General features: G+C 39.3%; 13 protein-coding genes and 1 pseudogene. 8 read left to right on the plus strand and 6 right to left on the minus strand.

What is annotated here, in order from left to right; translation table 11 throughout:
• Positions 1-797, plus strand: a pseudogene (locus HMPREF0106_RS09020) (PDDEXK nuclease domain-containing protein); the annotation flags it as partial.
• A gap of 58 nt (positions 798-855) precedes the next feature.
• On the opposite strand, the gene HMPREF0106_RS09015 reads toward HMPREF0106_RS09020, so the two are convergent.
• The 4 genes from HMPREF0106_RS09015 to HMPREF0106_RS09000 all read right to left on the minus strand — a co-directional run bounded on the left by HMPREF0106_RS09015 (position 856) and on the right by HMPREF0106_RS09000 (position 3,217).
• The gene (locus tag HMPREF0106_RS09015) at positions 856-1,278 is read right to left on the minus strand and encodes an RNA-binding S4 domain-containing protein (RefSeq protein ID WP_008021285.1); all 423 of its coding nucleotides are present in this window, start codon (positions 1,276-1,278) and stop codon (positions 856-858) included.
• A 106-nt stretch (positions 1,279-1,384) separates the two neighbouring features.
• Positions 1,385-1,951: an aminoacyl-tRNA hydrolase gene (gene pth / locus HMPREF0106_RS09010; RefSeq protein WP_032811507.1), complete on the minus strand. Its 567-nt coding sequence runs from the start codon at positions 1,949-1,951 to the stop codon at positions 1,385-1,387.
• Positions 1,952-2,087: 136 nt separating this feature from the next.
• Complete coding sequence (locus HMPREF0106_RS09005; RefSeq protein ID WP_004309786.1) at positions 2,088-2,678, minus strand: 50S ribosomal protein L25/general stress protein Ctc; 591 nt, start codon at positions 2,676-2,678, stop codon at positions 2,088-2,090.
• Between the two features lie 137 nt (positions 2,679-2,815).
• Positions 2,816-3,217 (minus strand): PUR family DNA/RNA-binding protein, encoded by a 402-nt coding sequence (locus tag HMPREF0106_RS09000; RefSeq protein ID WP_004309787.1) that lies wholly within the window; start codon positions 3,215-3,217, stop codon positions 2,816-2,818.
• Between the two features lie 168 nt (positions 3,218-3,385).
• Between HMPREF0106_RS09000 and nusB the strand changes: the two genes are divergently transcribed.
• The 6 genes from nusB to HMPREF0106_RS08970 all read left to right on the plus strand — a co-directional run bounded on the left by nusB (position 3,386) and on the right by HMPREF0106_RS08970 (position 7,259).
• Positions 3,386-4,312 carry a transcription antitermination factor NusB gene (nusB, locus tag HMPREF0106_RS08995; protein ID WP_004313974.1) on the plus strand — a complete coding sequence of 309 codons (927 nt, stop codon included), beginning with the start codon at positions 3,386-3,388 and terminating at the stop codon, positions 4,310-4,312.
• A 39-nt stretch (positions 4,313-4,351) separates the two neighbouring features.
• Complete coding sequence (gene yajC, locus HMPREF0106_RS08990; protein WP_004302063.1) at positions 4,352-4,675, plus strand: preprotein translocase subunit YajC; 324 nt, start codon at positions 4,352-4,354, stop codon at positions 4,673-4,675.
• Between the two features lie 21 nt (positions 4,676-4,696).
• Positions 4,697-5,710 carry a CdaR family protein gene (locus HMPREF0106_RS08985; protein WP_004313972.1) on the plus strand — a complete coding sequence of 338 codons (1,014 nt, stop codon included), beginning with the start codon at positions 4,697-4,699 and terminating at the stop codon, positions 5,708-5,710.
• Positions 5,700-6,314, plus strand: coding sequence for a dephospho-CoA kinase (gene coaE / locus HMPREF0106_RS08980; RefSeq protein ID WP_004313970.1), 615 nt, complete (start codon positions 5,700-5,702; stop codon positions 6,312-6,314). Before HMPREF0106_RS08985 ends, coaE begins: the two co-directional genes overlap by 11 nt.
• Before the next feature lie 24 nt (positions 6,315-6,338).
• On the plus strand, positions 6,339-6,767 hold the full coding sequence (locus HMPREF0106_RS08975) for a DUF5606 domain-containing protein (protein WP_004313967.1): 429 nt from the start codon (positions 6,339-6,341) through the stop codon (positions 6,765-6,767).
• A 234-nt stretch (positions 6,768-7,001) separates the two neighbouring features.
• A complete protein-coding gene (locus tag HMPREF0106_RS08970) occupies positions 7,002-7,259 on the plus strand; it encodes a hypothetical protein (RefSeq protein WP_004313966.1) in 258 nt (85 codons plus the stop codon).
• Positions 7,260-7,388: 129 nt separating this feature from the next.
• Here HMPREF0106_RS08970 and clpB read toward each other — a convergent pair whose 3' ends face one another.
• On the minus strand, positions 7,389-9,977 hold the full coding sequence (gene clpB / locus HMPREF0106_RS08965; RefSeq protein WP_004313964.1) for an ATP-dependent chaperone ClpB: 2,589 nt from the start codon (positions 9,975-9,977) through the stop codon (positions 7,389-7,391).
• Between the two features lie 233 nt (positions 9,978-10,210).
• Complete coding sequence (locus tag HMPREF0106_RS08960; RefSeq protein WP_009040389.1) at positions 10,211-11,839, minus strand: plasmid pRiA4b ORF-3 family protein; 1,629 nt, start codon at positions 11,837-11,839, stop codon at positions 10,211-10,213.
• Between the two features lie 170 nt (positions 11,840-12,009).
• Here HMPREF0106_RS08960 and HMPREF0106_RS08955 point away from each other — a divergent pair, with 170 nt between their 5' ends.
• The gene (locus tag HMPREF0106_RS08955; protein WP_009040390.1) at positions 12,010-12,594 is read left to right on the plus strand and encodes a DUF6621 family protein; all 585 of its coding nucleotides are present in this window, start codon (positions 12,010-12,012) and stop codon (positions 12,592-12,594) included.
• The last annotated feature ends 22 nt before the right edge of the window (positions 12,595-12,616 follow it).

Below are 12,616 nucleotides of genomic sequence, written 5' to 3' on the forward strand. Positions count from 1 at the left end.
ATACAAGGATGCTCTGAAAACTTTACCACCAACTTGGTGGAAAAAATGAAACGGAATTATTCCACCAAGTTGGTGGAATATTTGAAGTCCCATGGAGACACCATTGTTTGATAATGGATAAAGTGAAAGACGATATAGACAAAGCTCTGTTCTATGTTCACCAGACGGTGGAGAACGGCTGGAGTCGTAGTATGCTGCTCAATTTCATTAGCACCGACCTTTATGAGCGGCAGGGCAAGGCACTGACTAACTTTACAAAAACATTGCCTGACGCGATGAGCGACCTTGCACAGGAGTTGACCAAAGACCCCTACAATTTTGCTTTCACGGGTATAACTGGGCGTTACAATGAACGGTTGCTCAAAGATGCTCTACTGAATAACATTACCCGATTCCTGATTGAACTGGGTACGGGTTTCGCTTATGTGGGCAAAGAATATCGTTTAGAAATAGGCGAAACGGAAAACTTTATCGACTTGCTCTTTTATAATCTTTCGCTTTCCTGCTATGTAGTGGTAGAGGTAAAGATCGGTAAATTTGCTTTTGCCGACATCGGTCAATTAGGTGGATATGTGGTAGCTTGCAATCATTTGCTGCGTAAGGAAGGAAGGGATAACCCAACCATCGGCTTACTGATTTGCAAAGAGAAAGACCGCATACAAGCTCAGTATGCTTTGGAGGCAAGTAGCCAACCTTTGGGTATTTCCGAATATGATCTGGAGAAGTTTTATCCCGAAAAAGTGGAAGGTACCATGCCTACCATAGAAGAGATAGAAGCTAAATTAAGAGATAACTAACAATGAAACCAACAATTTAACCCGCTAAATTCTCATTTAACCGCTAAATTCCCATTTATTATTCTTCACTGTCAAAATCGAAATCAAAGTCGAAATCATCCATGAACTCCGGAGTTGTAAATTCTTCCAGTTCCCGACGATCTTTCTTGGTCGGACGTCCGGTTCCACGTGCACGGTCTACGAATCCGCTGATTTTACTCATTTCAAGCAGTTCGTATTGATCGGGAGTAGTTACGTTTTCCATCATTTCCGATACAAGTTTGGCTCCCACACGTTTTTCAATAGTTTGTAATACCTTGAATGAATAAGTGATAGGCGGTTTCTTCACCTGAATAACGTCTCCCGGTTTTATCATACGGGCAGCTTTGGCTAGAGAACCGTTGATGGTAATACGTCCTTTTTTGCAGGCTTCTGCTGCAATCGTACGTGTCTTGAAGATGCGGACAGCCCACATCCATTTATCTATTCTTGCTTCGGCCATTTTAGTTAGTTGTTTAGTGATAAGCAATTCGTTGGTTAGTATCAGTTGACGTTGTCATTTATCGCTAACCGTTCATTGCTATCTTTATTTTTATAGGACTAGTCTATTATTTTTTATTGAACTGGTTCATCGTGATGTCAATACCGGCGAGACAGAAACTTTTTATAATTTCCCCTGCCATCTCCAGTCTTTCATCCATTGTTTTCCAATCTTCGTCAGTGAAGTGTCCGAGTACATAATCAACCTGTCCGCCACGTGGAAAATCATTTCCGATACCAAATCGCAGGCGGGCATAGTTTTGAGTGCCCAGAATAGCGGCGATATGCTTCAATCCATTATGTCCTGCATCACTCCCTTTTCCCTTCAGGCGTAAAGTTCCAAAGGGAAGAGCCAGATCATCTACTACGATCAGTACATTTTCCAATGGAATATTTTCTTTCTGCATCCAATAGCGAACGGCCAGTCCGCTTAGGTTCATAAAAGTCGATGGCTTAAGCAAAATCAACTGGCGTCCTTTGATAGAAAAGCTGGTAGTGAATCCATATCGTCCATCCATAAAAGGAGGAGCGTTATTGATTCTAGCCAATGCTTCTACTGTCATGAATCCGATATTATGTCGCGTTTCATGATATTCGGGACCAATGTTTCCCAGTCCGACAACTAAGTATTTTATCATCGTATTTCCGTAAAACAGTTCATTAATATAGAAAGAGAAACGCAGATTAATACAAATTAATGCAGACTGAACATCTGCTTTAATCTGCATTAATCTGCGTTTGAAGTATATCTCTTTACAGGGATAATCTCAATTACTTACCAGCGGCTGCTGCTGCACCTCTTGCTGCACGAGTCAACTTAACAGCACATACAACGGCTTCTTTTGCACTAATCAGTTCAAGACCTTCGAAGCTCAATTCGCCAACTTTAACAGTCTTACCCAAGCCCAGGTGAGAAACGTTAACGGTCAACTTTTCAGGAATTACATTGTACAAAGCTTTCACTTTGATCTTACGCATCTGCAGTGCAAGTTTACCACCGGCTTTCACACCTTCTGCAAGACCTTCCAATTGTACAGGAACTTCCATTACGATAGGTTTAGCTTCGTCAATTTGATAGAAGTCAACGTGTAGGATAGTATCTTTTACCGGGTGGAACTGAATATCTTTCAGGATAGCGTTTACTTTTTTGCCATCGATAATCAGGTCTACAACGTAGATGTGCGGAGTATAAACCAAGTTACGAAGTCCTTCGTTAGTCACTGTGAAGTGAACTACTTCATTACCTCCGTAAAGTACACAAGGTACACCACCGTTTTTACGAATTTCTTTCAAAGCTCTTGCTTGTTCTGAAGAGCGTTCTGCAATTGTTCTTGCAGTTCCTTTTACTTCAATTGATTTCATTTCTTTAAAAAATTGTGTTACTCTAAATTAAGTTAGTTTGCTTAATTCACCATCACACGATGTGGATTATCACACGATGTTGCAAAAAAGCGGTGCAAAAGTACATCTTTTTTTTGAAATATCAAAGAGTTACTTTCTTAAAAGTCAATATCAATCTTAATTTCGCTCTCCAATTTGTTTTCCCGGGCTTCTTCGATTGCTTTCCGTTCATTTTCTTCATCAGCTTCGATGTTCAGGCGGGCGATATATTCGTTTGCGTCGCTGCACTCAATGAAATTGACTGCTTCTTCGAGTCCTGCCATAAACTTCTGAAAGTCTTCCCTATATAGGAAGATTTTGTGTTTCTCGAAACTAACTTGAGAATCATCGCCTTCTCCCGTTATCACTTTTTTGCTCTCTGTAATAGCCAGGAACATTTCATCTTTACGATTCTTTTTTACGTCGAGGTAATAGATGCGTTTACCTGCCTTAATGGACTTGGAGAATACGATCTCCTTATCATTCATGTCTGCGCTCATTTTCTTTTTTAAATCTTCCATATCTTTCGGTCCGTTTATAATCGGCTTCAAAATTGGATATTTTTTTTAAACTGTCAAAAGAAAAAGCGCAGAGAATCAAATACTGCATTAAAAAATGTGATTTATTAGTGGAAACTCATTAAAAATATCTACTTTTGCAGTTCGATAACAACAGTATTAATTTGAATTATGATCAACAGAGTTCTTATTCGTCTTAAGATTATACAGATAGTATATGCCTATTATCAGAATGGCAGCAAAAATCTAGACTCAGCGGAGAAAGAGTTATTCTTTAGTCTTTCAAAGGCGTATGACCTTTACAACTATTTGTTAATGCTGATGATAGCATTGACAGAGTATGCACAAAAACGTATTGATGCGGCAAAAGCTAAATTGGCACCTACGACAGAGGAATTGTATCCCAACAGGAAGTTCGTAGATAACAAGTTTATTGCTCAATTGGAAGTCAATAAACAATTGACGGAGTTTATAGCTAATCAGAAAAGAACCTGGACAAACGACCAGGATTTTATCAAAGAGCTTTATGAGAAAATTGTAGAAACCGATATCTATAAAGATTATATGGCTTCTGATGACAACTCATACGAAGCTGATCGTGAACTGTGGAGAAAAATCTATAAGACATACATCTTTAATAATGATTCTCTTGACCAGGTATTGGAAGACCAGAGTCTGTACTGGAATGATGATAAAGAAATTGTAGACACGTTCGTCTTGAAAACAATCAAACGCTTTGATGAAAAGAAGGGTGCCAACCAGGAACTGCTTCCGGAATTTAAGGATGACGAAGATCAGGAGTTTGCACGTCGTCTGTTCCGTCGCACCATTTTGAATTCTGACTATTACCGTCATTTGGTGAGTGAGAATACAAAAAACTGGGATTTGGACCGCATCGCATTTATGGATGTAATCATTATGCAGACTGCATTAGCAGAAATTCTTAGTTTCCCGAACATTCCGGTCAGTGTTTCGTTAAATGAATATGTAGAGATTGCGAAGTTGTATAGCACAGCTAAAAGCGGTAGCTTTATCAACGGTACGCTGGATGGAATAGTTAATCAATTAAAAAAAGAAGGTAAGTTGACTAAAAACTGATACCTTTGTCCATATAGTAGAAACTAAAACAGATTATTTATGAACGTATTGACTGTATTATTGCAAGCTCCTGCCGGTGCTGCCGGAGGTGGAAGTATGATGTGGATCATGCTGATAGCTATGTTTGTTATCATGTATTTCTTTATGATCCGTCCTCAAAATAAGAAGCAGAAAGAAATAGCTAATTTCCGTAAATCTCTTCAGGTAAATCAGAATGTGATTACTGCAGGTGGTATCCACGGAACAATCAAGGAAATTACTGACGACTATATAGTACTTGAGATTGCTTCTAATGTAAAGATTAAAATAGACAAGAATTCTATATTCGCTGATGCTTCAGCGGCTAGCAATCAGTCTAAATAAATAGTTGGTAAATAAATGCCTATGTTTGATCGTAGGAATATAAAATATACATATTTAAAACTATCTAAGAAAATTAAGGATTTTCTGCTCAGTGATAAGAGCAGAGAGTTCTTAATTTTTTTATTTTTCTTTCTGATAGCCGGTGGATTCTGGTTGCTTCAGACGCTCAATAATGATTATGAAGCGGAGTTTTCTATCCCGGTGCGAATGAAAGATCTTCCTAACAATGTAGTGTTGACTTCGGAACCTCCTTCCGAACTTCGTGTTCGAGTGAAAGATAAAGGGACAGTGCTTCTCAATTATATGTTGGGGAAAAGTTTCTTTCCGGTCAATCTAGGTTTTCTTGATTATAAAGGAAAAGATAATCATGTGAAAATTTATGCTTCCGACTTTGAGAAAAAAATATTAAGCCAACTGAATGTATCCTCCAAAATCCTATCGATCAAGCCGGATACATTAGAATATATCTATTCCGAAGGAAAGTCCAAGCTGGTTCCTGTTCGTTTTCAGGGGAAAGTGACAGCCGGACTTCAATATTATGTATCTGACACCATTTGTAAGCCGGACTCTGTATTGGTTTATGCTCCGGAAGGAATTTTGGATACTATAACAACTGCATATACTCAAAATATAACTTTGGAGAATATATCTGATACAACCCGGCGACGAATTCCGCTGACTTCTGAAAGAGGAGTGAAGTTTGTTCCGGCTTCGGTAGAAATGACTTTCCCGGTGGATATTTATACGGAGAAAACGGTCGAAGTGCCATTACATGGAGTTAATTTTCCGGCAGATAAGGTGTTACGTACTTTTCCTTCCAAAGTTCAGATTACTTTTCAAGTGGGCTTAAAACGGTTCCGCAGTATAAAAGCAAGCGATTTTATCATCAATATCTCTTATGAAGAATTGCTGAAGCTTGGCTCTGATAAATATACGGTTAAATTGAAGTCGTTTCCAAGTGGAATAAATCAAATACGTATTGTTCCCGAGCAAGTGGACTTCCTGATAGAACAAATTACTTCTAATGGCGATTAAGATTGGCATAACCGGTGGCATTGGTAGTGGAAAAAGTGTTGTTTCCAGGCTACTCGAAATAATGGGAATACCTGTCTATATATCAGATATAGAAGCAAAGCGAATTACACAGACAGATCCGGTGATTCGCCGGGGGCTTTGTGATCTGGTTGGTCAGGATGTGTTTCAGGGTGGAGAGTTGAATCGTTCTTTGTTGGCTTCTTATATGTTCGGTCATCAGGAGCATGTGCGGAAAGTGAATGAGATTATTCATCCGCAAGTGAAAGAAGATTTCCGACAATGGGCTGCCCGGTTGAAAAGTGAACTGCTGGTGGGTATGGAGTCTGCAATACTGGTGGAAGCTGGTTTTAAGGATGAAGTTGATTTTCTGGTTATGGTATATGCGCCGCTGGAAGTGAGAGTGGAACGTGCTGTAAAGCGGGACTGTTCGTCAAGAGAACTGGTGATGAAGCGTATCGAAGCTCAAATGAGTGATGAAGTAAAGAGAAGCCATGCCGATTTCGTGATAGTGAATGATGATGAAACACCGTTAATTCCACAGGTTTTGGAGCTTATTTCTTTGCTATCTAAAAATAATCATTACCTTTGCTCCGCAAAAAAATAATTAATAAATAAAAGGATATATACTATGTTGAAGACTATCTTGTCTATCTCAGGTAAACCGGGATTATACAAACTTATTTCGCAAGGAAAAAATATGTTGATTGTTGAATCAGTCAATGCTGAAAAGAAACGTTTCCCTGCTTATGGTAATGAAAAAATTATCTCTTTGGCAGATATAGCAATGTACACGGACGATGCAGAAGTTCCTTTGTATGATGTGTTGGAGTCAATAAAAGAGAAAGAAAAATCAGCGCAGGCTTCTATCGATCCGAAAAAAGCGACTCCCGAACAATTGCGTGAATACTTGGCTGAAGTATTACCTAATTTTGATCGTGAACGTGTATATGTAGCCGATATTAAGAAATTGGTTGCTTGGTATAACATCTTAATTTCTAATGGAATTACAGAATTCAAACCGGAAGGAGAGATTAAGGAAGAAGAAGTTGCAGAGTAATCTGTATAGTTTATTTAATAGGAATAAAGAACATGATAATCATTTAAGGTGGTTATCATGTTTTTTTTATATAAACACTTGTAGGTTTAGGAAAAAATTAGTATTATTTGGGTAATCTTTTGCAATAATAAATATCTTCTACTTATATTGTAAATAATGATGCTTTTTATGTATCTTTGTCGCTGTTCACCATTCTTGGGAATATAGCTCGTGGATGCTGAATAACGTTTTTTAATGTTGGGTATGGAGACAATAACAAATAAAGAAGTAAACGTCCGTTTGGACAATGAAAAAGGGACATTATGCCTGACAGGTTTGTTGGCAGGTACAATGGTATTCCTTTACGATTCACAGGGAGAACTAAGAGGCAAACATAAATTTGCTTTGCCTTCATTGACTATGGAAATACCCCAACCGGGCACTTATGTTTTGGTGATGAGTCATCCGAACTGCCAACCGGAAGTTCGGCGAATTACATATTTAGGAATATAAAAAAGGGGCTGCCTAACATGTTTCTTTTTAACGATTTCACCCCTATCAGAGTTCAAACAAACTCTGATAGGAGTGATTTTTAATTTTAGAGACTTGTTAGACAGTCCCATTCTATTTGAATGATGACTTTTAATTTCTGAATACCAATCCGTCTCCGTCAGCATCAACAATAATTGCTTTGCTTCGGTCGACTTCCTGTGATAGTAACTTCTTGGATAGATCATTCAGCAGATAGCGTTGAATAGCCCTCTTCACCGGACGAGCTCCAAATTCAGGATCATAACCCACTTGCGATAAGAAGTTCAATGCTCCTTCTGTCAATTGCAGTTCCACTCCGTTTTCGGCAAGCATTTTCTGTACTCCTTTAATTTGTAAAAGTACGATTTGCTTGATTTCTTTTTCGTTCAATGGTAAGAACATAATCGTTTCATCAATACGGTTCAGGAATTCCGGACGAATTGTCTTTTTCAACATATTCATCACTTCCTTCTTCGTTTCTTCGATTACTTCTTCCTTATTGGAACCATGCAACTTCTCCATCTGACTTTGTATATAAGAACTGCCCATATTTGAAGTCATGATGATAATGGTATTTTTGAAGTTGACCACCCTTCCTTTATTGTCAGTCAGTCGTCCGTCATCCAATACCTGTAACAGAATATTGAAGACATCCGGATGAGCCTTTTCTATTTCGTCAAACAAAACAACAGAGTAAGGTTTTCGCCGTATAGCTTCTGTCAACTGACCACCTTCATCGTATCCAACATATCCCGGAGGCGCTCCGACCAGACGGGAGACACTATGTTTTTCCTGATACTCACTCATATCGATACGAGTCATCATCGTTTCGTCATCAAACAGGAACTCTGCCAATGCCTTTGCTAATTCGGTCTTACCTACGCCGGTGGTTCCCAGGAAGATAAATGACCCGATCGGACGTTTCGGATCTTGTAATCCGGCACGGCTACGGCGCACAGCATCTGCCACCGCTTCAATCGCTTCGTCCTGACCAATTACACGTTGATGAAGTTCTTCTTCCAAGTGCAACAGTTTATCTTTTTCACTTTGCAGCATCTTGCTGACAGGAATACCAGTCCAGCGGGAAACAACATCAGCAATATCTTCAGCGTCTACCTCCTCCTTAATCATGGCTTTATCGCCTTGCATATCACGCAGTTGTTTTTGAGTATCTTCTATTTCTTTATCCAAAGCCTGAAGTTTACCATAACGGATTTCGGCTACTTTACCGTAATCGCCTTCACGTTCGGCTTTTTCTGCCTCAAATTTAAGATTCTCTATCTCAACCTTGTTCTGCTGGATTTTATCCATCAGCGTTTTCTCACTTTGCCATTTAGCTTTAAAGGACTTTTCCTGTTCTTTGAGCTCGGCAAGTTCCTTACCGATAATTTCCAGTTTCGGTTTATCGTTTTCACGTTTGATAGCCTCGCGTTCAATTTCCAGCTGCTTGATTTTACGGGAAATCTCATCCAGTTCTTCAGGAACGGAATCTACTTCCATACGCAGTTTGGCTGCGGCTTCGTCCATCAGGTCAATGGCTTTATCCGGCAGGAAACGGTCGGTGATGTAACGGCTACTCAATTCGACAGCTGCAATGATTGCGTCGTCTTTGATACGTACGTGATGATGGTTCTCGTAACGTTCTTTCAATCCGCGAAGGATGGAAATGGTACTCAAGTTATCCGGTTCGTCCACTTGCACGATTTGGAAACGACGCTCCAATGCTTTATCCTTTTCGAAGTATTTTTGATACTCGTCAAGGGTTGTTGCTCCGATGGAACGTAGTTCTCCACGAGCTAAGGCGGGCTTTAGAATGTTGGCGGCATCCATGGCACCTTCACCTTTTCCGGCACCTACCAGCGTGTGAATCTCATCAATGAACAGAATAATATCACCTTCTGATTTCTTCACCTCATTGACAACTGATTTCAATCGTTCTTCAAATTCACCTTTGTACTTTGCGCCGGCAACCAGTGCTCCCATATCCAGTGAATAAACTTGTTTGTTCTTCAGGTTTTCGGGCACGTCTCCGCGAAGAATACGATGTGCCAAACCTTCTACAATAGCCGTTTTACCGGTACCCGGTTCACCAATCAGAATCGGGTTGTTCTTTGTACGGCGGCTCAATATCTGTAATACTCGGCGGATTTCTTCATCACGTCCGATTACGGGATCCAGTTTTCCGCTACGGGCAGCTTCGTTCAGGTTGATAGCATACTTTTCCAATGATTGATAAGTATCTTCACTGGATTGTGATGTAACCTTTTCTCCTTTTCTCAATTCGCTGATAGCGTTGCGCAATTCTTTTTCCGTCATACCGGCATCTTTCAAGATCGTGGAGACGGTACTCTTAACAGTCAGCAATGCCAGTATGATAGGCTCTAATGAAACAAACTCGTCGCCCATTTCTTTAGAATACTGTGTTGCTTTCTGCAAAACTTCGTTGGATTCACGACTTAGATACGGTTCTCCGCCGGATACTTTCGGCAGGGAGTCGATTTGCTTGTCGACCACGAGAGCTACTTGCTGTCCATTCATACCAAGTTTTTGGAAGATGAAATTAGTGACGTTTTCGCCTACTTTCATTACTCCCTGCATGATGTGGACAGGTTCAATGGCTTGTTGTCCCCGGCTTTGTACCAGGTTTACGGCCTCCTGTACCGCTTCTTGAGATTTAATGGTAAAATTGTTAAAGTTCATATCTTTGTTCTCCTTTCTTATTTCACGTTTTTAATAACACCTAAAGGGGCTCAAAAGATTTGCCAAGTATAAAAATATGACAAAATAGCATGAGTATTAAGGAGTTAAAGGACAAAATGACCTTTTTTATCTAGATATGACTGACGAATTTACCATATACTCCACAGAATAGGATGGGCTTCAGAATAAGATGGGTTTTCAATGAAGTTTACTATTCTGTGGAGAAACAATTGTTAGAAGATTCTTATCGGGAAGTCTCTAAGCTCTCTTTCTACTTTTTTCGCATTAAATTTGTGTGCGTTGAAATTCTTTCCCAACCATTCCCGATATTCTTTTGCAGCTTTTGAGTGTGGTTGTTTTAATGCCTCCAACATCTCTTGGTAACCATATATTCCTCCGCAATCTTCGGGTGGACATGCATTTGCTCCGTCTATGAGAAAGATGCCTTGTGTTTCGTCCTTTTTATATGCTTGTTGCGATTCCAGAGTAATCCGATGCACCCAACTATCTCCGAAATCATATTCATATTTAATATGTGAGCCTTTTCGGGTAAGGATCTCTCCTAAAGAGAGAGAGTAGGAGTTGACTGTATTATTGGGATCAAACAAAAGATCATCACCGTATTCATCGGCTGTATATATTGTTTTCCCTTTTTGAAACAGATGCAAGTGATAGCCTTCCCACCCCATTGCGGTATTTATGACATCCGCAAAATTTTCCAGACGGATGTTGGAAGGAACTTCCACTATACGATATATTTCCGGGTCGGAATTAATCAAAGAAATTTTTATATTGAATTTTTTAGAGGTTTGTTCTTCAATGTAGAAAGATTCGTCGTATTCATCATCGTCAAACTCGTCATCGTATTCTTCATCAAATTCGTTATCATCAAATTCATTATTCCCATTGAAGGCAAAGAACTCATTCAATAAGTTCATTAGTTCTTCCATACTGTCCACTTCCAATCCCTTCAGTTCTGCGTGTGGCATTTCTTTTTTTATTTCTTTGATTCCTCTTCTCGTTAATGTATTGGGAATTTTGAATCGTTTATAGATTTTTTCCAATATAGGCAACGTTTCTATGGCACGGATATTCATCAACGTATTTGTGATATAGTCAATTATCGCGATATTATTATCTTCCCCACGCTCAAACCGATCGTAATAAGAATTCAATAATTGGCAGAACCAGTTAATAATTTCCAATCTTCGTTCAGGGTTGGTTATGGCAATTTGTGCGACAGCACTACAAATATCTTCTTTTCCGAAAGGAGCGATTCCGTCTTCATTCATGAAACTAAATAGCAAAGGCAATTGGTGCTGTCCGAGTTGGTAAATGATGGCAATGGTAGCTTCATCCTGTACGAGGTGGCAATAGGAAGCGAGGAAAGTCGGACTTTGCCGCATTATTTCCAAGATGATATTTAAAGAAGATTCCATTCGGTAATGTTCCATCGCCCAGTAGATATACCATAACTTAAAAGGTCTGTCTTCTTCTTTTGCGTTTTCGAGAGGTCCTTGATAATGGATGAATAGATGTAGGATAAAGTTGCGCAAATCTTTTTCTAATTCGGCAGCGAGTACTGTCGTGCAATCTTTTTTAAACTCGTCAAATGGGTAGTCTTTGCATGTCTGCATATCCCAAAGCCTTTGCAGGTAAGCTGCAATGGGGGTTGCTTCCGAGCTATAGTCCGGATGTTGATAGTGATAGAAAGCTTCTTCCATTTGTTGGTAGATTTTTTCTAATCCGTTATTGCTTAATATATCTATCACTTCCTGTTGTTCTTCGGGTGTAAACAAGTTTAATACTTCGGTCATAATCGCATCGAGATCGATCGAAGTTTGGTTCTTTTTTTTATTCATTATCGTGCCATTTAATAAATTTGTCAATTTTCTCCAAAGGTACGCCTCTTTATTGAGTAATAGCCTGATAATTTCTCTTTTTTTTAAATATTCTTTCCGGAGAAGATAAGAAAGTTTATCTTTGTCCTATAGTAGAGAGTAAATCTGTTTTCTAATTGATGACTAATGATATGAATGATAAACCACAAATAAAATTATCGGAAACAGTGGTGCTGATTGATGCTGCTTTCCTGAATTTCGTAATTACGGATATGAAGAGATACTTCGAAGAGACTTTGCAACGTTCTTTACAAGAGATCGATCTTTCGATGTTGACTACCTATTTGACTTTGGATGCTGGGATTGCGGAAGGAAAAAATGAAGTGCAGTTTCTTTTTGTTTATGATAAAGAGTCAGGTAATCTTGCGCATTGCCAGCCTTCTGACTTGGAGAAAGAGTTGAATGGAGTTGCTTTTCAAAGCCCTTATGGAGAATATTCGTTTGCCAGTGTTCCGTCGGAAGGGATGGTGTCGAGAGAGGACTTGTTTTTAGACTTATTATCCATTGTAGCCGATTCGGCCGATGTGAAAAAAATGATTCTGGTATCTTTCAATGAAGAATATGGAAAGAAAGTGACTGATGCTTTGAATGAAGTACAGGGTAAGGAGATTGTCCAATTCCGAATGAACGAACCGGATACTCCGGTAGCTTATAAATGGGATATGTTGGCTTTTCCTGTCATGCAGGCATTGGGAATCAGAGCCGATGAATTATAGCCATAGCTACCCATTTCAGTCA

Origin of the sequence: Bacteroides sp. D22, assembly GCF_000163675.1 — a bacterium.
Lineage (GTDB): Bacteria > Bacteroidota > Bacteroidia > Bacteroidales > Bacteroidaceae > Bacteroides > Bacteroides xylanisolvens.

What these genes read in the sequence shown, in the direction of transcription:
- coaE (WP_004313970.1), top strand. Translation starts at nt 5,700, where the DNA reads ATGGCGATTAAGATTGGCATAACCGGTGGCATTGGTAGTGGAAAAAGT.
- clpB (WP_004313964.1), bottom strand. Translation starts at nt 9,977, where the DNA reads ATGAACTTTAACAATTTTACCATTAAATCTCAAGAAGCGGTACAGGAG.
- nusB (WP_004313974.1), top strand. Translation starts at nt 3,386, where the DNA reads ATGATCAACAGAGTTCTTATTCGTCTTAAGATTATACAGATAGTATAT.
- HMPREF0106_RS09015 (WP_008021285.1), bottom strand. Translation starts at nt 1,278, where the DNA reads ATGGCCGAAGCAAGAATAGATAAATGGATGTGGGCTGTCCGCATCTTC.
- HMPREF0106_RS09000 (WP_004309787.1), bottom strand. Translation starts at nt 3,217, where the DNA reads ATGGAAGATTTAAAAAAGAAAATGAGCGCAGACATGAATGATAAGGAG.
- HMPREF0106_RS08960 (WP_009040389.1), bottom strand. Translation starts at nt 11,839, where the DNA reads ATGAATAAAAAAAAGAACCAAACTTCGATCGATCTCGATGCGATTATG.
- HMPREF0106_RS08955 (WP_009040390.1), top strand. Translation starts at nt 12,010, where the DNA reads ATGAATGATAAACCACAAATAAAATTATCGGAAACAGTGGTGCTGATT.
- HMPREF0106_RS09005 (WP_004309786.1), bottom strand. Translation starts at nt 2,678, where the DNA reads ATGAAATCAATTGAAGTAAAAGGAACTGCAAGAACAATTGCAGAACGC.
- yajC (WP_004302063.1), top strand. Translation starts at nt 4,352, where the DNA reads ATGAACGTATTGACTGTATTATTGCAAGCTCCTGCCGGTGCTGCCGGA.
- HMPREF0106_RS08985 (WP_004313972.1), top strand. Translation starts at nt 4,697, where the DNA reads ATGTTTGATCGTAGGAATATAAAATATACATATTTAAAACTATCTAAG.
- HMPREF0106_RS08975 (WP_004313967.1), top strand. Translation starts at nt 6,339, where the DNA reads ATGTTGAAGACTATCTTGTCTATCTCAGGTAAACCGGGATTATACAAA.
- HMPREF0106_RS08970 (WP_004313966.1), top strand. Translation starts at nt 7,002, where the DNA reads ATGTTGGGTATGGAGACAATAACAAATAAAGAAGTAAACGTCCGTTTG.